The organism is Streptomyces sp. NPDC001204 (genome assembly GCF_053598035.1).
On record NZ_JBSFJL010000026.1, the window covers coordinates 96281 to 115979 of the forward strand.

Here is a 19699-nt window from a genome sequence, read left to right on the forward strand (position 1 = left end):
CGGTCAGCGGAACGCGGACAGGAGCCCGACGCCCTCAAGGCGGAGCCGGACGCCGCTCAGCGACGGCGCCGCAGGACCCGGCCCACGACGACCACCAACACCACCACCAACACCGCCGCAGGCGCCGCCCAGCGAAGGGTGGGGCCGGCAGAGACGGTGAGCGGGGCGGGGACAGGGGCGTAACGGCCGCGGGGCGGGGCGTGGTCCACCTCCTCGGCGCTGCGCCCGATCATCGTGCGCCGCGCGTGCGCCGCCTCGGCGGGCGGCTCGGCGGCCTCGGCGAAGTCCTCGGAGACGGGGGGCTCGTCGTCCTCCTCCTCGTCGGCCAGCGGGTCGAGGGCGGAGGGCGGAACCTCGGCGTCGAAGACGGAACCGCGCCCGCCCGGCCCGGCCGGGTGCGCCTCGCCTTCGTTCCCGAGTGGCGGGGCCGGGGCGTCGTCCGCGTCCGGAGCGGCCTCGAAGTCACCACTCGCCAACGGAGCAAAGTCCTCGGTCGCCTCATCGGCCAGCCCCACGACACCATGGGCCCCGGGTGCCTCGGGCCCGGCGTCCCGCGACTCGGAGGCTTCCGATTCGGGAGCTTCCGACTCGACGCCACCCGCCCCGGCGGCGGCCGAGTCGGCAGCCTCCTCCTCAACACCTTCCGCCCCGGCGCCGGCCGGTTCCGTGGACAGGTTTTCCGCGAAGCGGCTCAGGAGGCGGGTCGTGGCCGTGTGTACGGAGTCCGGGGGCAGCTCGGTGACGCGGCCTTCGGCGGAGGCCGTGCCCTCGAAGGTGAGGGCGGAGCCGCCGTCGGTGTCGCGGAGGCGGAGCGTGAGCGTGAGTTTCACCGAGCCGGTGCCGCGGGACTCGGTCGCGTCGCCCTCGACGGCGTAGGAGCCGTCGTCGAGCGCACGGACGCGCAGCGTGCCGCGGTAGGTGATGGAGTGGCCGCCGATCCGCATCTTGAGCCGGCCGCTGACGGGCTCGCCGCCCGCGTCCTGCTGGAGCCCGGGAACCGCCCGGGCAACCCGCGCGGGATCGGCGAGCGCCCTCCGCAGCCGCCGAACCGGAACCGGAACGAACACCTCGTGCTCCATGTCAGCCGAGGGTACCCAGTGCCGCCCCCGATTACCCTCCCCTCGCCCAGAACCCGTCCCCCGCGCACCGCACACGCCGACGGCAGACCCGGATCAGTCCGCGTACCGGGGGTGGACCAGCGTCGAGGGCGGAAGGCCGGGGACGCGGGTGCGGGCCGCGTCGCGGGCGGCCGCAGTGAGCGACGCCGTCGTCAGCGTGCGGGGAGCGGGGGCCCGCGGGTCCAGGCGGAGGGCGGGCGGCATACGGGCCGCCAGGACGAACCCCCAGTCGCGGGGGGCGCGCAGGGCGCCGGCCGTGCGGTCGGGCCCGGCGGCGAAGCCGGCGTCGCGGCCGTCCACGCGGTACGGCAGGGTGCGCAGTCCGGCGGCCCGGACCGTGGCCTCCACCGTCCAGAACACCCGGAGCCGGGAGGAGACCGGCCCGGCGTGCACCACCAGCCGCCCGCCGGGCGCCAGGGTCCGCCGGGCCAGGCCGTAGAACTCCTGCGCGTACAGCTTCGTGCTCGCCGTGATGCCCGGATCGGGCAGATCCTCGATCACCACGTCGTACGCCGCCGCCGGCGCCCCGCGCAGCCAGTCGAAGGCGTCGGCGGTGCTCACGTGCACACGCCGGTCCTCGAAGGCGTGCTCGTCCAGCCCGGCGAGTACCGGGTCGCCGCGCGCCAGCCGGACGAGTGCCGGGTCGCGCTCGACGATGTCCACCCGCTCCACGCCGGGGTGCCGCAGCACCTCGCGCGCGGCGAGCCCGTCGCCGCCGCCGAGGATCAGCACCCGCGCGTGCGGCCCGGTCATCGCGGGGTGGACCAGCGCCTCGTGGTAGCGGCGCTCGTCGTGGCCGCCGACCCGCAGCCGCCCGTCGAGGAACAGGCGCAGCGGGCGGCCCCGGCCGCCGCCGGTGAGGACCACCTCCTGCTCGCCGGTCCGCAGCGCCACCCGGACGTCCCCGCCGTACATCGCCTGCCGCGCGGCCCGTTCGAAGTCGCCGACCAGGGCGGTGAGGGAGGCGAGCAGACCGAGCACAACGAGGTTGGCGACGATCAGCAGCCAGCGGCCGCGCGGGGTGAGGTCCCGCGGGAACAGGCCGAGTACGAGGACGCCGCCCGCCACGGCGTTGACGGCGCCGGTCACCAGCGCCCCGGTCAACTGCCCCAGCAGCGGCAGCAGGAGGAACGGGAAGGCGAGCCCGCCGACGAGTGCGCCCACGTAGTCCGCCGCGAACAGGTCGGCGACGGCGCCGCCCGCGTCCTGGCGGCGGATCCGCTGGATCAGCTCCATCAGCAGCGGCACCTCCGCCCCGATCAGCAGGCCGATGGCCAGGGAGAAGGCGACCAGCAGGCAGCGCGGGCCGTCCGCCCACACGCCGCCCCAGCCGCCGGTCCAGGCGAACACCGCGTACAGCGCCATGGCACTGCACCCGCCGACCAGCGCGAGCGTCGCCTCGATCGCGCCGAAGGCGACGGCGGCGTGCCGGCGCAGCCGCTTCGCGGCGAGCGAGCCGATGCCCATCGCGAACACCATGACGGACAGCACGATCGACGCCTGGGTGACCGAGTCGCCGATCAGGTACGAGGCCAGCGCCACGAGTTCGAGCTCGTACACGAGTCCGCAGGCCGCGCAGACGAAGACACCCGCGAGGACGAGGAACCGGCCGGTTCCCGGCCGGACGGGCAGTCGCGCGGGGCCGCCGAAGGGCGGCGCCGCGCCGGGCGGGGCCGGGGCGTGCGGTTCGATCACACCTGTGACGTTACGTCACATCCGCAGCACGCTTCGTCACCCACACGTGTGAAAAAGGAAGTTGTCGCGCTGCGCAGGTTTACCCGCGCTCAACTCGCTCCCGTCAGCACGGAACGGCGTACCCCCACCCTGGTCCGGGTCGCCACCAACTGGCCGTCCTGCGGGTAGGCGTGCCAGGTCCGCCAGTGCACCTGGCCCTCGTGCCACTGCGCCAGCATCGCGGTGAAGGCGTTCGGGCTGCCCGGGAAGACCCCCGCGAGACCGTGCGGATGGTCGGTGACGAGGGCCAGCAGTTCCTGGGCGCGGCCGGTGAACGATGCCGGCGAGAGGAACTCGACGCGGGCGGCGAACTCGTACTCCCAGTCGTCGGCCCGCTTGGCGACGCCGAGCGGCAGGGGTGTGCTGGAGCCCGGGATGCACGCCACGGTCTCCGAACAGCTTCCCCGCTCCTCTTCCAGGAGCACCTGGTGGGACGCGCCGAGGAGTCTCAACTGGAGTTTCCCGCCGGTCAGTTCGAGGTCCAGGGTGGCAAGTGCGGGCAGCGGCTCGCGCCCCAGGGCCCAGGCGAGGTCGGCCGCGCGCGTGTCGGTGTAGGAGGTGTTCAGGGTCGTGAGCATGGATCGGCTCCGCTAGCACGCAAAGAAAAAGAAGGGAGGAACGGGCCGGCACGCCCCGGTGGGCACAGGGACAACGGCCCGGCTCAGCCCAGCTCGGGAGGGGGGTGTGCGAGACGTCCGAGGGGCTGCGTCGGTAGAGGCAATCATGAACAGCGGTTCCGCCACAGGGTTTTTACCCAACTTCGTGCGGTTTCCATCCCTCGGAGGGCCCCACAGCTCAACTGTTCAACCTTGGCAGGTGCCAGGGCGTACACGTGGGGCCGGCGGACCCGCCGGAGACTGCTCCCGACGGGCGCCGGCCCGGATGCGGTTCCCCCACGGAACTCGGCTGCCCCGTCTCAACTGCCCGGATCAGCTGCCTCCCCCGCATCCGCCCCCGCACGACGACCCTCCGCCGCATGAGGAGTTCCCCCCGCAGGAGTGACCCCCACACGAGTGGTGACCCCCTCCCGAGTGACCCCCTCCCGAGTGATGGCCGCCGCCGGACGAGCACGTACTGGCACCGCCCTCCGACCCGGCCCACCAGCCGGCGCCCCCGCCGCTCGCGCTGCCCCCGACCGACCCCGTGCGCCGGCCTCGGTACGACTTGGCGTACCGGTCTCGGCGGGCCCTGCGGCGCCCCGCCGCCACGGCGGTCACGCACAGCACCGCGATCACCGCCAGGACGATGCCCAGAACCATGGCGTCCTCCCTCCGATCCCCGGGGCCCCGCCGACCGCGCCCGAGTCCGTTCCCCGGACGCCGCCGGACGCTCCCGGGGCGTTCGCCGAAGCGGCCCCCCGTGGGCGCCTCGCAGCGTGCCCGGGAGATGCCCGGCCGCCGGAGCGGCCAAAGCACACTTGAGGAACTCCAGAGCTTGGACGGAGGATGGCCGGCATGACCTCCAGCGCACGCCCGCTCCTCAACCGCCGGCTCGCCGAGTTCGGGACGACGATCTTCGCCGAGATGTCCGCGCTCGCGGTACGGACCGGGTCGATCAACCTGGGGCAGGGATTCCCCGACACCGACGGCCCCGAGGAGATCCGGGAGGCGGCCGTCCGCGCCCTGCGCGACGGGCGGGGCAACCAGTATCCGCCGGGCCCGGGCATCCCCGAGCTGCGCACGGCGGTCGCGGAGCACCAGCTGCGGCGGTACGGGCTCTCCTACGACCCGGACACGGAGGTGCTGGTCACGGCGGGCGCCACCGAGGCGATCGCGGCGGCGCTGCTCGCGCTGCTGGAGCCCGGCGACGAGGTGATCGCGCTGGAGCCGTACTACGACTCCTACGCCGCCTGCATCGCGATGGCGGGCGGGAAGCGGGTGCCGGTGACCCTCCGGCCGCACCACGAGGAGGGCGCCGGGTTCCGGCTCGACCTGGACGAGCTGCGCGACGCGGTGACCCCGCGGACCCGGCTGCTGCTCCTGAACACCCCGCACAACCCGACCGGCACCGTCCTCACCCGCCCCGAACTGGCCGAGATCGCACGGCTCGCCGTCGAGCACGACCTGCTCGTGGTGACGGACGAGGTGTACGAGCACCTGGTGTACGACGACGCCGAGCACATCCCGCTCGCCACGTTCCCCGGCATGCGCGAGCGCACGGTCTGCATCTCGTCCGCGGGCAAGACGTTCTCGTTCACCGGTTGGAAGGTCGGCTGGGTCACCGCCGCCGCTCCCCTGGTCACGGCGGTCCGCTCGGCCAAGCAGTTCCTGACCTACGTGAGCGCCGGGCCGTTCCAGTACGCGGTCGCCGAGGCGCTCGCCCTCCCCGGCAGCCACTTCACCGGCTTCCGCGAGGACCTGCGCGCCAAGCGCGACCTGCTCGCCACCGGCCTGACCGAGGCGGGCTTCGAGGTCTTCCGCCCCCGGGGCACGTACTTCATCACCACCGACATCGCCCGGCTCGGCGAGAAGGACGGCATCGCCTTCTGCCGCGCCCTGCCCGAACGCTGCGGCGTCGTCGCCATCCCCAACGCGGTCTTCTACGACGACCGGGAGGCGGGCCGCACCCAGGTCCGCTTCGCCTTCTGCAAGCGGACGGACGTCCTGCGCGAGGCCGTGTCCCGTCTCCGGAGCCTGTGAGCCGGGCTGCGCGCGGGTCCCGGTCCGCACGGCCCTGGATGGCGCGCGGGCCCGGCTCCGCACAGCGAAGAGCCCGGTCCCGGTACGCGGCCGGTGATGGCCTGCGTCCCGGGCCGGGCTCCCGTCCGGCTACGGCACGTATCCGCGCGCGCTCACGCGGGCAGGCCGTGCGTGACCGCCGCGGGACTACTCCTCGTCGTCGTCCTCGGGCTTGTCCGCCTCGTTGACGTCCTGCTCGAGGCCGAGCTGCTCGACGAGCCACCGGTCGAACTCGATGGCGGCCCGCACCCAGCTGACCGTCGAGGAGACGAAGTGCTCCAGGCTCACGCCCATGCCGATCAGCATCTGCGCCTCGCCGATGAGGCGGACGGTGCCGTCGTCGTGGGTGTGGCTGTACACCTTGGGCCACAGGGTGCGCCGGTTCCAGTCGTCGATGGACTCCAGCAGCTGCGGCTTCTCGTCGATCTTGTGGGGCCGGTCGTAGAACGTCCGCACCGAGAAGACCTGCTGGTCGGCCTCGCCGCGGAACATGAAGTACGTACGGAACTGCTCCCACGGCGCCGCGAGGTCGCCCTCGTCGTCGACGACGTACTTGAGCTCCATCTGGTCCAGGAGCTGCTTCACGAGGTCCTGATCCGGGACGACGGGGCCCGCCGGTCCCTGGGGCTGCGGCTCGGGCTTGCCCCCGAAGTTCGGAATCGAGGACGGGTCGATGCTCACCGTGTTTTTCCCTTCGTACGGATCTCGCCATCCTCCCTCATGCGGGGAGGGGGGTGGCAAGCCCTCCGGGAGGCTGTCAGCCCTGGGCTGACACGATCCGGCCGCCAGATGGACGTCCGGCAAACGGAGGTGGGAGGTCATGACGCGGACACGGGGCGGGACGAAGGGACCGCCCTTCCTCGCCGCCTTCGCGGGCATCGTGCTGTCCGCCTCCGAGTACCCAGTGAGCGCCGGACCCACGGAGATCTCCGCACCGGCCCCGACGCGGTTCCCGGCGTCACGGTGCGGCGCGGTCCGTCACCCACCGTGGTGGCGGACCGCGCCGGAACTCACAGCGTCTTGCCGGTCGCCGGGCCCACCAGCAGGCCCTCGCCGAAGCGGTCGACGCGGACCGTGTCGCCGTCCTTGATCTCGCCGGCCAGGATCTCCTTGGCGAGGCGGTCGCCGATGGCGGTCTGGACCAGACGGCGCAGCGGGCGGGCGCCGTAGGCCGGGTCCATGCCCTCCTCGGCGAGCCAGGCCAGGGCGTCGGGGGTGACGTCCAGGGTCAGCCGGCGCTCCGCCAGTCGGCGGGCGAGCCGGTCGATCTGGAGCCCGGCGATCCGGCTCAGCTCCTCCTTCGACAGGGCCGAGAAGACCACCAGGTCGTCCAGCCGGTTGAGGAACTCCGGCTTGAAGGAGACCCGGACCGCCTCGAGGACCTGTTCCTTCTTCTCCTCCTCGCTCGTCAGCGGGTCGACCAGGTACTGGCTGCCCAGGTTCGAGGTCAGCACCAGGATGGTGTTGCGGAAGTCGACCGTGCGGCCCTGACCGTCGGTGAGGCGGCCGTCGTCCAGCACCTGCAACAGGATGTCGAAGACCTCCGGGTGGGCCTTCTCCACCTCGTCGAGCAGCACCACGCTGTACGGGCGGCGGCGCACCGCCTCGGTGAGCTGGCCGCCCTCCTCGTAGCCGACGTAGCCGGGCGGGGCGCCGACCAGCCGGGCCACGCTGTGCTTCTCGCCGTACTCCGACATGTCGATGCGGACCATGGCCCGCTCGTCGTCGAAGAGGAAGTCGGCGAGCGCCTTGGCGAGTTCGGTCTTGCCCACGCCGGTCGGGCCGAGGAAGAGGAACGAGCCCGTCGGCCGGTCCGGGTCCGCGATACCGGCCCGGCTGCGGCGTACGGCGTCGGAGACGGCCCGCACGGCCTCGGCCTGGCCGATGAGCCGCCTGCCGATCTCCTCCTCCATGCGCAGCAGCTTCTGCGTCTCGCCCTCCAGCAGGCGGCCGGCCGGAATCCCGGTCCAGGAGGCGACCACGTCGGCGATGTCGTCGGGGCCGACCTCCTCCTTGACCATGGTGTCCCTGGCGGCCTCCTCCTCGGCCTGCGAGGCGGCCTCCAACTCCTTCTCCAGGTCGGGGATCTCGCCGTAGAGCAGCTTGGACGCGGTGTCGAAGTCGCCGTCGCGCTGGGCGCGTTCGGCCTGGCCGCGCAGGTCGTCGAGCCGCTCCTTCAGCTCACCGACCCGGTTGAGGGCCTGCTTCTCCTTCTCCCAGCGGGCGGTCAGGCCGCGCAGCTCCTCCTCCTTGTCGGCGAGATCGCGGCGCAGCTTCTCCAGCCGCTCGCGCGAGGCCGCGTCGGTCTCCTTGTCGAGCGCCAGTTCCTCCATGCGCAACCGGTCGACGCCGCGCTGGAGTTCGTCGATCTCCACCGGGGAGGAGTCGATCTCCATGCGCAGCCGGGAGGCGGCCTCGTCGACGAGGTCGATCGCCTTGTCGGGCAGGAAGCGGGAGGTGATGTACCGGTCGGACAGGGTCGCGGCGGCCACCAGCGCGGAGTCGTTGATCTGCACCTTGTGGTGGGCCTCGTAGCGGCCCTTGAGCCCGCGCAGGATCGCGATGGAGTCCTCCACGCTGGGCTCGGCGACCAGCACCTGCTGGAAGCGCCGCTCCAGCGCCGGGTCCTTCTCGATCCGCTCCCGGTACTCGTCGAGCGTCGTGGCGCCGACCATGCGCAGCTCGCCGCGGGCCAGCATGGGCTTGAGCATGTTGCCGGCGTCCATCGCGGAGTCGCCGCCGGCGCCCGTGCCGACGACGGTGTGCAGCTCGTCGATGAAGGTGATGATCCGGCCGTCGGACTCCTTGATCTCCGCCAGTACGGTCTTGAGCCGCTCCTCGAACTCGCCGCGGTACTTCGCGCCCGCGACCATCGCCCCGAGGTCCAGCGCCACCAGCCGCTTGTCCTTCAGGGACTCGGGCACGTCGCCCTTGACGATCCGCTGGGCGAGTCCCTCGACGACGGCGGTCTTGCCGACGCCGGGCTCACCGATGAGGACCGGGTTGTTCTTGGTGCGGCGCGACAGCACCTGCACGACGCGGCGGATCTCCTGGTCCCGGCCGATCACCGGGTCGAGGCGGCCCTCGCGCGCCGCCGCGGTGAAGTCCGTGCCGAACTTCTCCAGGGCCTTGTACTGGCCCTCTGGGTCGGGTGTGGTCACCCGGCGTCCTCCCCTCGCCTTCGAGAAGGCGTCCTGAAGCTTCTTGGCGCCGGCGCCCTGGCCGGACAGCACCTCGCCGGCCGCGCCGCCCTTCGCGGCGATGCCGATGAGCAGGTGCTCGGTGGACAGGTAATCGTCCCCGAGGTCCCGCGCCCTGCTCTGCGCGTCCGCGATCACGGCGAGCAGCTCGCGGTTGGGCTGCGGCGGCGCGACCGTGGACCCGGTCACGCTGGGCAGGGACGCGAGCACGCGCTCGGTGCCGGAGCGGACGGAGGCCTGATCGGCGTCGACGGCCGACAGCAGGTCGATGATGTTCTCGTTCTCCTGCCCCTCGAGCAGCGCGAGGAGCAGGTGGGCGGGGGTCAGGTCCGGGTGCCCCTCCCGTACGGCCCGGTTGCCGGCCGCGTTGATCGCGTCACGGCTCCTGTTGGTCAGCTCGGCGTCCACGGTCGCTTCTCTCCTCCTTGACGAGCGCACTCAGCCACATCTCCCAGTGCTGACTCAGTCAGCGTACACAAACTTGAGTCTATTCCACTCAAGGTGAGGCCGGGAGCTTTCGCGGGGAAGGGGGTTCGCGGCTCCCGGGGTGCCGGGCGGGTTAGGTTGCGGGTCATGGCCACCACCACGTATGCCCTCGACCCGGGCGCCCCCGACGCGCCGTATCTCGGGTTCTGGCGGGAACGGCACCTGTGCACACTGACCACCCTCCGCCCGGACGGCACCCCGCACGTCGTTCCCGTCGGGGTGACCTACGACCCGCAGGCGCGGCTGGCCCGGGTGATCACGAACAAGGCGAGCGCGAAGGCGGCACACGTCCTGGCGGCGGGCCCGCAGGGCGCGCCGGTCGCGGTGTGCCAGGTGGACGGGCGGCGGTGGGCGACGCTGGAGGGACGCGCGTTCGTCCGCACGGAGCCGGAGCGGATCGCGGAGGCGGAGCGGCGGTACGCCGAGCGCTACGAGCGGACCCCGGGACCCAACCCGTCCCGCGTGGTGATCGAGATCGAGCTGACCCGGGCGCTGGGGCGCGGCTGAGCGGCGCTCTTTTTCGGCCAGTGATCGAATCCGCCGATACCCGGAGATTCCCAGGGAAAACTACAGCGGCGTCACCGTGTTCAGGTCACGGTGACGCCGCTGCGGGGGGAAGCACCTGAGCGATCTGTTACGACGGGGGAATCGCGTCAGGCACTGCGGGGGGTGGCGGTGATGGTCCTGAGGACCGAGGGTTCCGCCGCCACCTGACGGTGGTCCCTCTGGTCCAGGTTCACGAAGATCATTCCGTAGCGGACTGCACACCGTACGGGCTGCGGCGCCCCCCGAGGCCGCCGCAGACACCGGTACGCCCGTACGTCTCCGTCCTCGTCCCGCGTAACGACGACCGGCTCACCGAAGACGGTCACCATCAACGAGTCACCGCTGTGGGGGATGGCGGTGACCAGGTCGATGAAGTGCCAACCGGAGCGGTAGGCGGTGGCCATCTCGCGGCGGAAGGAACGGTCGTCGGGTGGAGTGGTCACATCAGCTCTCCGGAATCAACTGCCGCAGGAGAGCCCGGCCAGTGCGAGTCGGGAGGACCCGCGACCACGACTGCCGGCCAGTGGCTGTCCGCCTGAACATCACTCTTCGCACCGGAGTGACCACCCAGCGCCCCGAAAACCGCAACGGCGGAGAAGGCGGCCACAAGCACCGAGCGAAGCATTGTCTTACGCATAGTCGGCTTCGTCCTCACTTGAAAGTCTCCCTTTCCCCCGTCGGATAAGACGATGGCTCATTCCGGCACGTCATGGCCACAGGATCGATGCATCATGTTCCTGCACGTTCAGGACCCTGGGGGGTGGAGATTTCGTGGCAAATCAGACTAAGGCGACGCATCCCCATGCGGTGACCGAACTTTGTGAGGAAGGTGGCCGACTTTATGCGAACGCCATCCGTCTGGGGAGGATCGGCCGGGCGGATGCCGAAGGCGCCCCCTGCCTCATGGAGTTCGACCTTCTCCACCCGGATCCGGACGACGCGGACTGGCTGCGCCCGGTGCACCCGTCGGTCGCCCTGGCCGAGCGACTCCACCCGATCGAGCGGGAGATCACGGAACGCCGGCGGCTGTCCATCCAACTTGCGGACTTCTTTGAGCCGTTCCTCGCTCTCAGCGCGCAGTCGGTGACGACCGACCACTCGATCACGGTGCTGGAGGGAGGCACGCGGATCAACGCGGCGCTCAACGCCGCCACGGCCCAGTGCCGCACCGAGATGCTCACCATCCAGCCGAGCGACGACCGCTTCTCCGAGCGCAGCCTCACCCAGGGCCTCGAACGGGACCGGCCGCTGATCGAGCGCGGCGTGCGCATCCGGACCCTCTATCAGCACACCGCGCGCTACAGCCCCGAGAAGCTGGCCTACGTGGACCAGTTGTCGAGCGGGAAGGCCGAGTACCGCACCATCGACGAGGTGGTGGAACGGCTCATCGTGTGCGACGAGACCGTCGCCTTCATCCCCACCCGCGACGATCAGCAAGTCGCTCTGGAACTCCGCCACCCGGGCCTCGTCCGTTACCTGATCAAGGTCTTCGAGTTCATGTGGGGCCGATCGGTCCCACTGAGCGCAGGCGCCCCCTATGAGACCGCGCCCGGCGGCATCAACGACATCCAGCACTCCATAGCCAAGCTCCTCGTCGAGGGCCACGTCGACGAGGCCATCGCCCGGCGCCTCGGAATGAACGTCCGTACCTGCCGGGCCCACATCGCCAAGCTCGCGGCCATCCTCGGCAGTGGCAGCCGCGCCCAGCTCGGTTATCTCATAGCCCAGTCGGGGATTCTGCAGCAGAAGCACTGAAGCCACAGGGAGGACCGGGGTGGGCCCGACACGTCATCCGGAGCACGGCGCGGAGGACCTGTGCCCAACGGGCGCGGAGTTGTACGAACGCGCCCTGCGGAGCGGATGGGTGCGCGCAGGCGAGGCGGAGGGCGCCCCCTGTCTCATCGACTTCGGTCTGCTGCACCCGGCGGTTGAGGATCTCGGCCGGCTGGAGCCCGTGGCGCCCGCCGCCGCCCTCCACCGACTGCTGCGCGCCACCGAGGAGCGCATCGCGGAGGAGCGACGGCGCGAGGACCGACTCGCCCAGACCTTCGAGCCGCTGATGCGCATCGACGGCCGGCGCACCGGGGAGGCGGACACCTCGGCGCTCGTGATGCTCAGCGGTACCCGCCGGATCAACCAGGCCATCACCGAGGCCATGGCCGAAGCGAGCCAGGAGCTCCTGTGCGTGCAACCGCACGCGGGCCTCGTCGGCCGCCGCGTCGAGGAGGCCCGGGCCGTGGCGCTGGTGCGCGACCAGGCGCTGCTGGACCGGGGTGGCCGCATCCGCACCCTCTACCAGCACACTCTGCGTCATGTGCCCTCGGTGCCCGCCTACCACGAGCGGTTGACCGGCGACGTCGAGGCCCGCTCCCTCGACGAGGTCACCGCCCGTCTCATCCTCGTCGACCGCCGGGTCGCCTTCATCCCTGCCAACGACGACCGCACGATGGCGCTCGAAGTACGCCACCCGGCCCTCGTGGGGTACTTCGCGACCACCTTCGACCGCCTGTGGCGGCTGGCCACCCCCATGTACCCACTGGCCGTCCGACAGCCGTCCGCGGACGGCGTCACGCCCCGCCAGCGCGCCATCGCCGGCCTCCTCGTCGAGGGGCACACCGACACCGTCATCGCCGACCGTCTCGGCATGAACGTACGCACCGCCCGTGAGCACATCGCCAAGCTCGCCGCCACCCTCGGCAGTGGCAGCCGGGCCCAGTTGGGCTACCTCATCGGGCAGTCGGGAATTCTTGACCCGGAAGCGTGATCGGCCCCGCCACGGCGGTGCGCGGCGGTCCGTCCAGCCCCGCCTGGGCGATGCGCACGCCCAGCTGCGTACGGCTGGCCGCGCCCAGCGTCTCCGACAGCCGGGCGATGTGGGCCCGGCAGGTGCGGACGCTGATGCCCAGCCGCTCGGCGATCACAGCGTCCTGGTGGCCCTCGGCCAGCAGCGCCGCGATGGACTGCTCACGGTGGGAGATGCCCTCGATGCCCGTCTCGGGCAGCGGCGCGGTCAGCGGGATCGCCAGCCGCCAGAGCCGTTCGAAGACCGTCCCCAGGTACTCCACCAGCGCGGGGTGGCGCAGTTCCAGCGCCATCGTGCGGTCGGCGTTGGCGGGCACGAAGGCGACCGTGCGGTCGAAGAGGATCAGCCGGTCGATCACCTCGTCCAGCGTGCGCGCCTCGACCGCGTCGCCCATCAGCTCCAGGTAGTTGAGCAGCCCCTGGCCGTGCCGGGCCACGTGCGTGTACAGGTCCCGCATCCGCACCCCGCGCCCGCGCAGCGCCAGCGCCCGGTGCAGCCCCTCGGACAGCTCGTGCTCGCGGCGGATGCCGCCCGGCTGGACGGTCAGCACCTCGGTGGTGCACGCCTCGGTCGCCTCGTCCATGGCCGCCTGGATGCGGGACAGGCCGTCCAGCACCCGGATCGCCGTGCCCTCCACGGCCGTGGCGGACACGCGCACCTGGCGGCCCAGTCCGGCGTACCGCTCCACGGCGGCCACCACCGAGCCCACCCGCCGGTGGCTCTCACTGACCTCGTCGTACATCCCGCGCAGCAGCCGGGTCATGACCTCCTGCGGCGCGGTCGGCACCAGGAAGTCCATGTCGTCGGGGTCCGGGTGCAGCAGGGCGAGTTCAAGCAGGCAGGGCACCGGCTCGGCGAGCCGGCGCGGCACCCGGCCCCGTCGTACGGCCCGGGAATACACGTGCTCGCCGGCCTCGCACAGTCGCTCGGCACCGTGTGGATGCTCCGCCGCCCCGTGCCCGGTCATGCCCCATCACACCCCCGGTCTCCGCGTCTTCCGCAGCGCAACTATGCGCGGAGCGGACCGGCTGTGCAACACGGCTCCTACCGGCACGACCCCCGAAAACCAGCGGTTTCGACCGGTGTGCACCAGCCTCCACTTGACGGAACACGGCGTGGCCGGAACCGGCTGTTGTACCCGAACGGGGCACGCTCGCAAGGGAGTTACTTCAGGCCGATCGCCGCGCAGGCCTCCCGGTACTTCGCGGTGCAGATGTCCGACACCCCGTAGATTTCGTCCTCGATGACTGTGTCCTTGATGTTGTTCTTCGTCAGGGCGACCACGGAGACCAACTGGGCCGGAACGTCCTTGTGGGTGGGGCTGCTGACCCGGTCCCGGGTGAGGGAGTCGAACTGGATGTCCTTGCCCTGGACCTTGGCGACCGCCATCTGGGCGGCGGTCTCGGCCTCCGTCCGGTAGGACTTGTACACGCTCATGTACTGCTCGCCGGTGACGATCCGCTGCACGGCGTCGAGTTCGGCGTCCTGGCCGGTGATGAACGGCAGGTCGGTGACGCCCGCCGCCTTGAAGGCCTTGATGACGCCGCCCGCCATGCCGTCGTTGGCGGAGTAGACGGCGGCGATGTTGTCCTTGCCGAGCGAGGCGAGCGCCTGGGCCATGTTCGCCTCGGCGTTCTCGGGCTTCCAGTCCTTGGTGTCGTAGGACTTGCCGATCTTGACCTTCCCGTTGAGCTGGGAGAGCGCGCCCTCCTTGAACTGCTTGGCGTTCGGGTCGGTGGGCGAGCCGTTGATCATGACGATCTGGTCGGAGGTGTCGACACCGGAACCCAGCGCCTCGAGCAGGGAACGGCCCTGCACCTCGCCCACCAGTTCGTTGTCGAAGGAGATGTAGGCGTCGATCGGGCCCTCGGAGAGCCGGTCGTAGGCGATGACCGGGATGTTCGCGTCCTTGGCCTTCTGCACCATGTCGGCGATGGCGTGCGAGTCGACGGCGTCGAGCAGGATGACGTCGACCTTGTTGTCGATCATTCGCTGCATCTGGCCGGCCTGCCGGCCCGCGTCCGCGTCCGCGTTGGCGTACTCGACCTTGCCCTGGTTCCGGGTCAGGTCGGCGACCTTCTTCTTGATGATGGGGTAGTCGAACTTCTCGTACCGGGTGTTGGCCGTCTCCGGCAGCAGCAGACCCACCGTCAGGTCGTTGCCCTTGGTCGGGCTCGCGGCGCTGCTGCTCCCCGACCCGCCGAGCGCCCCGCAGGCGGCGAGCGAGAAGGTCAGCGTGGGCGCGGCCACGGCTATGGCGATACGACGCATCGAGGTGCTCACTTCTGGTGCCTTCCGGACGAGGGCGCAGCATTGCAACCCAGGTGACTGAAAAGCCAACGCGAGGGGACCACCGGCGTCAAGCGGAACCACTTAACGAGATGGCAACGCAACGCTCCGCTGTGTCTGTGAAGACCTTGCGGAGTCTTGCGGAATCGCCTCCAAACGCCCTTTACCGGCCCGCCACTCGACGGCCGCCCACCGCCGGGTCGAGATCCGTACAACCAACTCCCGCCACGCGAGTCATGATCACGGGAGGCCCGCTCCGGCGTTCCCGCCACGATCCCCTCCGGCACCCACACCCTGCGCGTGGACTACGCCAACTGGACGAGCGCGACCGACGTCAAGTTCCGTTACACACCCCGGCCTTCGGCGAGCGTCGACAAGGCCGGGCCGCTCGCCCCGGCCGGCCTCACCGTGTCGTACGCCAAGAACTCGGGCCGGGCCGAGACGACATGGACCAGGAACAAGGAGCTGGACCTCGCCGGGTACCGCCTGTACCCGCGCCCCAGGGGAACGGCAGCTGGACGCGTTCACCTGCGCCGGAGCCGCCGGCGGCACGACGAGGGGCCGGGAGGCTGTACGGCCTCCCGGCCCCTCGTCGTCGTTCGTGCCCGCGTGGTGTCGTGCGTCGCCCGCGGCTGAGAGCGGGTCAGTCCGGCTGCTGCCGCTTGGGCCGCCACACCACCAGCGCGCTGGTCTGCTGGACCTCCTGGTAGGGGACCAGGTCCCGGCGGTAGGAGGCGTGGACGGCGGCCTCGCGCTGCCGCATCGCCGCCGCGGCGCCGTCCAGCGCCGCCTGGAGCTCCGCGATCCGGGACTGGAGCGCCGAGACCTGGTTCTCCAGTTCGATGATGCGCTTGATGCCGGCCAGGTTGATGCCCTCGTCCTGCGACAACTGCTGCACCTGGCGGAGCAGTTCGATGTCACGGGCCGAGTAGCGGCGCCCCCGTCCGGCGGTGCGGTCGGGGGACACCAGGCCCAGCCGGTCGTACTGGCGGAGTGTCTGCGGGTGCAGTCCGGACAGCTGGGCGGCCACCGAGATGACGTACACCGGTGTGTCTTCCGTCAGTTCGTACGGGTTGCGACGGCGGCCGTCCATCTCACTCATGCTCCCTTCGCGGCCTCGAACAGCTCGGCCCGCGGGTCCTCGCCCGCGGTGGCCTCGCGATACGCCTGAAGCGCGTCACGAGCCTTCCCCGACAGGTCCTTCGGGACACTCACCTCCACGGTGACCAGGAGGTCGCCGTGGCTGCCGTCCTTGCGGACCGCGCCCTTGCCGCGGGCCCGCATCGTGCGCCCGTTCGGGGTACCCGGGGGCAGCTTCAGCGTCACCGAAGGACCGCCCAGGGTGGGCACGCGGACCTCGCCGCCCAGGGCCGCCTCGGCGAACGTGACCGGCACGGTGACGGTGAGGTTGTCGCCCCGGCGGCCGAAGACCGGGTGCTCCCCGACGTGCACCACCACGTACAGGTCGCCCGCGGGTCCGCCGCGCTCGCCCGGGGCGCCCTTGCCGCGCAGCCGGATCCGCTGGCCGTCGCTGACCCCGGCCGGAATGCGGACCTGCATCGTCCGGGACGACTTGGCCCGCCCGGAACCCATGCAGACCTCACAGGGGTTCTCCGCGATGAGACCGCGGCCCTTGCAGTCCGGGCACGGGTCCGTCAGCGAGAATCCGCCGCCGGAGCCGCGCGCCACCTGTCCGGTGCCGACGCAGGTCGGGCACACCCGCGGTGTGCCGTTCTTGTCGCCGGTGCCCGAACAGGCCTTGCACGGTTGCTGGCTGGACATGCGCAGCGGCACCGTCGCGCCCTCGATGGCCTCCGTGAAACTCAGCGTGACCTCGGACTCGATGTCCTGGCCGCGCCTGGGCTGGGCACGCGTGGTGCCCGTGCCGCCCCGGTTGAACAGGCCCCCGAAGACGTCACCGATTCCGCCGCCGAAGCCGCCGCTCCCGCCGCCGCCCTGGGCGCCTCCGAAGAGGTCGCCCAGGTCGAAGTTGAAGGAGCCGCCGCCGGCGCCCGGGCCGGGGCGGAAGCCGCCGTTGCCGAACAGGGCGCGGGCCTCGTCGTACTCCTTGCGCTTCTTGGCGTCGCCGAGCACGTCGTTCGCCTCGGAGATCTCCTTGAAGCGCTCCTCGGCCTTGGCGTTGCCCTTGTTGGCGTCCGGGTGGAACTCGCGGGCGAGCTTCCGGTACGCCTTCTTGATCTCGGCCTCGGTGGCGTCCTTGGGGACGCCGAGGACCTTGTAGTAGTCCTTCTCGATGAAGTCCTTGGTGCTCATCCCCGACGTCCCTCCTCTCGTGCGTCGTCCGTTATTACGTCAGCCCTCCTCCGGGCCACCGTTCTCCTTGTCCTCGCCCTGCTCGGCGGCCTGGGCCGTGCCGGACTCCTCGGCCGGCTCGACCGTCTGCGCGCCGGGCTGGGGCTCGGCCACCGCCACCCGCGCGGGGCGGATGGTGCGCTCGCCGATCCGATACCCGGGCTGCAGAATCGCCACGCACGTCGTCTCGGTGACGTCCGGCGCGTACGAGTGCATCAGGGCCTCGTGGATCGTCGGGTCGAAGGGCTCGCCCTCCTTGCCGAACTGCTGGAGCCCGAGCTTCGCCACCACGGTCTCCAGCGACTCGGCGACGGACTTGAAACCGCCCACCAGTTCGCTGTGGTCCCGCGCGCGGCCGATGTCGTCGAGCACGGGCAGGAGCTCGGACAGGATGTTCGCGACAGCGACCTCCCGTACCGCGATCCGGTCGCGCTCGACCCGGCGCCGGTAGTTCTGGTACTCGGCCTGGAGCCGTTGCAGGTCCGCCGTGCGCTCGCCGAGCGCCGTGCGCACCTGGTCCAGCTGGGCCGTCAGCGCGGCCGACTGGTCCGCTTCACCGGCCGGGGCCGCGCCCTTGTCCTGGGCGGCGGCCTGCGCGGCGTCGTCGGAGGTGCCCGAGGCGGCGTCGGACGGCGGCGGAGGCTGCGGCTGATGTTCCTCGAAGCCGGGGGTCTCCTCCGTCACGCCGCACCGTCCTTGCGCTCGTCGTCGACGATCTCGGCGTCCACGACGTCGTCGTCGGCCTTGGCCTGGCCCGCACCGGCGTCACCGGCACCGCCCGCGGCCTGCGCGGCCTGGGCGTCGGCGTACATGGCCTGGCCGAGCTTCTGGGAGACGGCGGCGACCTTCTCCGTGGCGGTGCGGATCTCAGCGGTGTCCTCGCCCTTGAGCTGCTCCTTCAGCTCGGCGACGGCGGACTCCACCTCGGTCTTGATCTCGCCGGGGACCTTGTCCTCGTTGTCCTTGAGGAACTTCTCGGTCTGGTAGACGAGCTGCTCGCCCTGGTTGCGGGTCTCGGCGGCCTCGCGGCGCTTGTGGTCCTCCTCCGCGTAGCGCTCGGCCTCCTCGCGCATGCGGTCGACCTCGTCCTTCGGGAGCGAGGAGCCGCCGGTGACGGTCATCTTCTGCTCCTTGCCGGTGCCGAGGTCCTTCGCCGTGACGTGCATGATGCCGTTGGCGTCGATGTCGAAGGACACCTCGATCTGCGGGACGCCGCGCGGCGCCGGCGGCAGACCGGTCAGCTCGAACATGCCGAGCTTCTTGTTGTACGCGGCGATCTCGCGCTCGCCCTGGTAGACCTGGATCTGCACCGACGGCTGGTTGTCCTCGGCCGTGGTGAAGATCTCCGAGCGCTTGGTCGGGATCGTGGTGTTGCGCTCGATCAGCTTGGTCATGATGCCGCCCTTGGTCTCGATGCCGAGGGACAGCGGGGTGACGTCGAGCAGCAGGACGTCCTTGACCTCGCCCTTGAGGACACCGGCCTGGAGCGAGGCGCCGATGGCGACGACCTCGTCCGGGTTCACGCCCTTGTTGGCCTCCTTGCCGCCGGTCAGCTCCTTGACGAGCTCGGCGACCGCGGGCATACGGGTGGAACCACCGACGAGCACGACGTGGTCGATGTCGCTGACGGAGACGCCGGCGTCCTTGATGACGTTGTGGAACGGCGTCTTGCAGCGCTCCAGCAGGTCGGCCGTCAGCTGCTGGAACTGGGCGCGGGTGAGCCTCTCGTCCAGGTGCAGCGGGCCCTCGGCGGACGCGGTGATGTAGGGCAGGTTGATCGAGGTCTCGGTGGACGAGGACAGCTCGATCTTGGCCTTCTCCGCCGCCTCACGCAGACGCTGCAGGGCCATCTTGTCCTTGGACAGGTCCACGCCGTGACCGGACTGGAACTGCTTGACCAGGTAGTCGACGACGCGCTGGTCCCAGTCGTCACCACCGAGGTGGTTGTCTCCGTTGGTGGCCTTCACCTCGACGACGCCGTCGCCGATCTCCAGCAGCGAGACGTCGAACGTACCGCCACCGAGGTCGAAGACGAGGATCATCTGCTCGTCCTTGTCGAGGCCGTACGCCAGGGCGGCGGCCGTCGGCTCGTTGACGATGCGCAGCACGTTCAGACCGGCGATCTCGCCGGCCTCCTTGGTGGCCTGGCGCTCGGCGTCGTTGAAGTACGCCGGGACGGTGATGACCGCGTCCGTGACCTTCTCGCCGAGGTAGGCCTCCGCGTCCCGCTTCAGCTTCTGCAGCACGAAGGCGCTGATCTGCTGCGGGTTGAAGTCCTTGCCGTCGAGGTTGATCCTCCAGTCGGTGCCCATGTGGCGCTTGACCGACCGGATGGTCCTGTCGACGTTGGTGACGGCCTGGCGCTTGGCCACCTCACCGACCAGCACCTCGCCGTTCTTGGCGAAGGCGACGACGGACGGCGTGGTCCTGGCACCCTCGGCGTTGGTGATGACGGTGGGCTCGCCGCCTTCGAGAACGCTGACGACGGAGTTAGTCGTGCCCAGGTCGATGCCGACCGCACGTGCCATGGTG

General features: G+C 71.1%; 17 protein-coding genes. 5 read left to right on the plus strand and 12 right to left on the minus strand.

Annotation, left to right across the window (positions count from 1 at the left end):
- Positions 1-56 precede the first annotated feature (56 nt).
- The 3 genes from ACWC91_RS29635 to ACWC91_RS29645 form a co-directional block, all read right to left on the minus strand.
- Positions 57-1079: an SRPBCC domain-containing protein gene (locus ACWC91_RS29635; RefSeq protein WP_450642096.1), complete on the minus strand. Its 1023-nt coding sequence runs from the start codon at positions 1077-1079 to the stop codon at positions 57-59.
- Between the two features lie 93 nt (positions 1080-1172).
- On the minus strand, positions 1173-2813 hold the full coding sequence (locus ACWC91_RS29640; protein WP_281155613.1) for a polyamine aminopropyltransferase: 1641 nt from the start codon (positions 2811-2813) through the stop codon (positions 1173-1175).
- Positions 2814-2902: 89 nt separating this feature from the next.
- A complete protein-coding gene (locus ACWC91_RS29645) occupies positions 2903-3430 on the minus strand; it encodes a DUF2617 family protein (protein ID WP_450642098.1) in 528 nt (175 codons plus the stop codon).
- Positions 3431-4297: 867 nt separating this feature from the next.
- On the opposite strand from ACWC91_RS29645, the gene ACWC91_RS29650 reads away from it, so the two are divergent.
- Positions 4298-5491, plus strand: a complete 1194-nt coding sequence (locus ACWC91_RS29650) for a pyridoxal phosphate-dependent aminotransferase (RefSeq protein WP_225077036.1) — start codon at positions 4298-4300, stop codon at positions 5489-5491.
- Positions 5492-5677: 186 nt separating this feature from the next.
- Here ACWC91_RS29650 and ACWC91_RS29655 read toward each other — a convergent pair whose 3' ends face one another.
- Together ACWC91_RS29655 and clpB are read right to left on the minus strand one after the other, a co-directional pair.
- The gene (locus tag ACWC91_RS29655) at positions 5678-6211 is read right to left on the minus strand and encodes a YbjN domain-containing protein (RefSeq protein ID WP_225077037.1); all 534 of its coding nucleotides are present in this window, start codon (positions 6209-6211) and stop codon (positions 5678-5680) included.
- Between the two features lie 329 nt (positions 6212-6540).
- A complete protein-coding gene (gene clpB / locus ACWC91_RS29660; RefSeq protein ID WP_225077038.1) occupies positions 6541-9138 on the minus strand; it encodes an ATP-dependent chaperone ClpB in 2598 nt (865 codons plus the stop codon).
- Between the two features lie 165 nt (positions 9139-9303).
- Here clpB and ACWC91_RS29665 point away from each other — a divergent pair, with 165 nt between their 5' ends.
- Positions 9304-9723 (plus strand): pyridoxamine 5'-phosphate oxidase family protein, encoded by a 420-nt coding sequence (locus ACWC91_RS29665; protein WP_225077039.1) that lies wholly within the window; start codon positions 9304-9306, stop codon positions 9721-9723.
- Between the two features lie 146 nt (positions 9724-9869).
- Here ACWC91_RS29665 and ACWC91_RS29670 read toward each other — a convergent pair whose 3' ends face one another.
- Positions 9870-10205, minus strand: a complete 336-nt coding sequence (locus ACWC91_RS29670; protein WP_281155615.1) for a Rieske (2Fe-2S) protein — start codon at positions 10203-10205, stop codon at positions 9870-9872.
- A gap of 460 nt (positions 10206-10665) precedes the next feature.
- On the opposite strand from ACWC91_RS29670, the gene ACWC91_RS29675 reads away from it, so the two are divergent.
- Positions 10666-11517, plus strand: coding sequence for a helix-turn-helix transcriptional regulator (locus ACWC91_RS29675; RefSeq protein ID WP_263638028.1), 852 nt, complete (start codon positions 10666-10668; stop codon positions 11515-11517).
- Between the two features lie 19 nt (positions 11518-11536).
- The gene (locus ACWC91_RS29680; RefSeq protein WP_225077042.1) at positions 11537-12526 is read left to right on the plus strand and encodes a helix-turn-helix transcriptional regulator; all 990 of its coding nucleotides are present in this window, start codon (positions 11537-11539) and stop codon (positions 12524-12526) included.
- Here the strand turns inward: ACWC91_RS29680 and ACWC91_RS29685 are convergent.
- Together ACWC91_RS29685 and ACWC91_RS29690 are read right to left on the minus strand one after the other, a co-directional pair.
- Entirely contained in the window at positions 12489-13532 is a 1044-nt protein-coding gene (locus ACWC91_RS29685; protein ID WP_225077043.1) for a helix-turn-helix transcriptional regulator, read from the minus strand. The genes ACWC91_RS29680 and ACWC91_RS29685 overlap by 38 nt on opposite strands.
- A gap of 197 nt (positions 13533-13729) precedes the next feature.
- A complete protein-coding gene (locus ACWC91_RS29690; protein ID WP_450642105.1) occupies positions 13730-14836 on the minus strand; it encodes a sugar ABC transporter substrate-binding protein in 1107 nt (368 codons plus the stop codon).
- A 318-nt stretch (positions 14837-15154) separates the two neighbouring features.
- On the opposite strand from ACWC91_RS29690, the gene ACWC91_RS29695 reads away from it, so the two are divergent.
- Entirely contained in the window at positions 15155-15490 is a 336-nt protein-coding gene (locus tag ACWC91_RS29695) for a hypothetical protein (RefSeq protein WP_450642100.1), read from the plus strand.
- Between the two features lie 7 nt (positions 15491-15497).
- On the opposite strand, the gene ACWC91_RS29700 is transcribed toward ACWC91_RS29695, so the two are convergent.
- Genes ACWC91_RS29700 through dnaK form a run of 4 tightly spaced genes read right to left on the minus strand, consistent with a single transcriptional unit; the run spans position 15498 to position 19695 of the window.
- Positions 15498-15947: a heat shock protein transcriptional repressor HspR gene (locus tag ACWC91_RS29700; RefSeq protein ID WP_141366410.1), complete on the minus strand. Its 450-nt coding sequence runs from the start codon at positions 15945-15947 to the stop codon at positions 15498-15500.
- Positions 15948-15952: 5 nt separating this feature from the next.
- Positions 15953-17128, minus strand: a complete 1176-nt coding sequence (gene dnaJ / locus ACWC91_RS29705; protein ID WP_225077045.1) for a molecular chaperone DnaJ — start codon at positions 17126-17128, stop codon at positions 15953-15955.
- Between the two features lie 39 nt (positions 17129-17167).
- The gene (grpE, locus tag ACWC91_RS29710; protein WP_225077046.1) at positions 17168-17851 is read right to left on the minus strand and encodes a nucleotide exchange factor GrpE; all 684 of its coding nucleotides are present in this window, start codon (positions 17849-17851) and stop codon (positions 17168-17170) included.
- Positions 17848-19695, minus strand: coding sequence for a molecular chaperone DnaK (gene dnaK / locus ACWC91_RS29715; protein WP_225077047.1), 1848 nt, complete (start codon positions 19693-19695; stop codon positions 17848-17850). Before dnaK ends, grpE begins: the two co-directional genes overlap by 4 nt.
- Positions 19696-19699: the final 4 nt, after the last annotated feature.

Bases quoted from the DNA above. Each gene is read 5' to 3' on its own strand.
- ACWC91_RS29635 (WP_450642096.1), bottom strand. From the start codon at position 1,079: ATGGAGCACGAGGTGTTCGTTCCGGTTCCGGTTCGGCGGCTGCGGAGG.
- ACWC91_RS29645 (WP_450642098.1), bottom strand. From the start codon at position 3,430: ATGCTCACGACCCTGAACACCTCCTACACCGACACGCGCGCGGCCGAC.
- ACWC91_RS29650 (WP_225077036.1), top strand. From the start codon at position 4,298: ATGGCCGGCATGACCTCCAGCGCACGCCCGCTCCTCAACCGCCGGCTC.
- ACWC91_RS29665 (WP_225077039.1), top strand. From the start codon at position 9,304: ATGGCCACCACCACGTATGCCCTCGACCCGGGCGCCCCCGACGCGCCG.
- ACWC91_RS29675 (WP_263638028.1), top strand. From the start codon at position 10,666: ATGGAGTTCGACCTTCTCCACCCGGATCCGGACGACGCGGACTGGCTG.
- ACWC91_RS29685 (WP_225077043.1), bottom strand. From the start codon at position 13,532: ATGACCGGGCACGGGGCGGCGGAGCATCCACACGGTGCCGAGCGACTG.
- ACWC91_RS29690 (WP_450642105.1), bottom strand. From the start codon at position 14,836: ATGCGTCGTATCGCCATAGCCGTGGCCGCGCCCACGCTGACCTTCTCG.
- ACWC91_RS29700 (WP_141366410.1), bottom strand. From the start codon at position 15,947: ATGGACGGCCGCCGTCGCAACCCGTACGAACTGACGGAAGACACACCG.
- dnaJ (WP_225077045.1), bottom strand. From the start codon at position 17,128: ATGAGCACCAAGGACTTCATCGAGAAGGACTACTACAAGGTCCTCGGC.
- dnaK (WP_225077047.1), bottom strand. From the start codon at position 19,695: ATGGCACGTGCGGTCGGCATCGACCTGGGCACGACTAACTCCGTCGTC.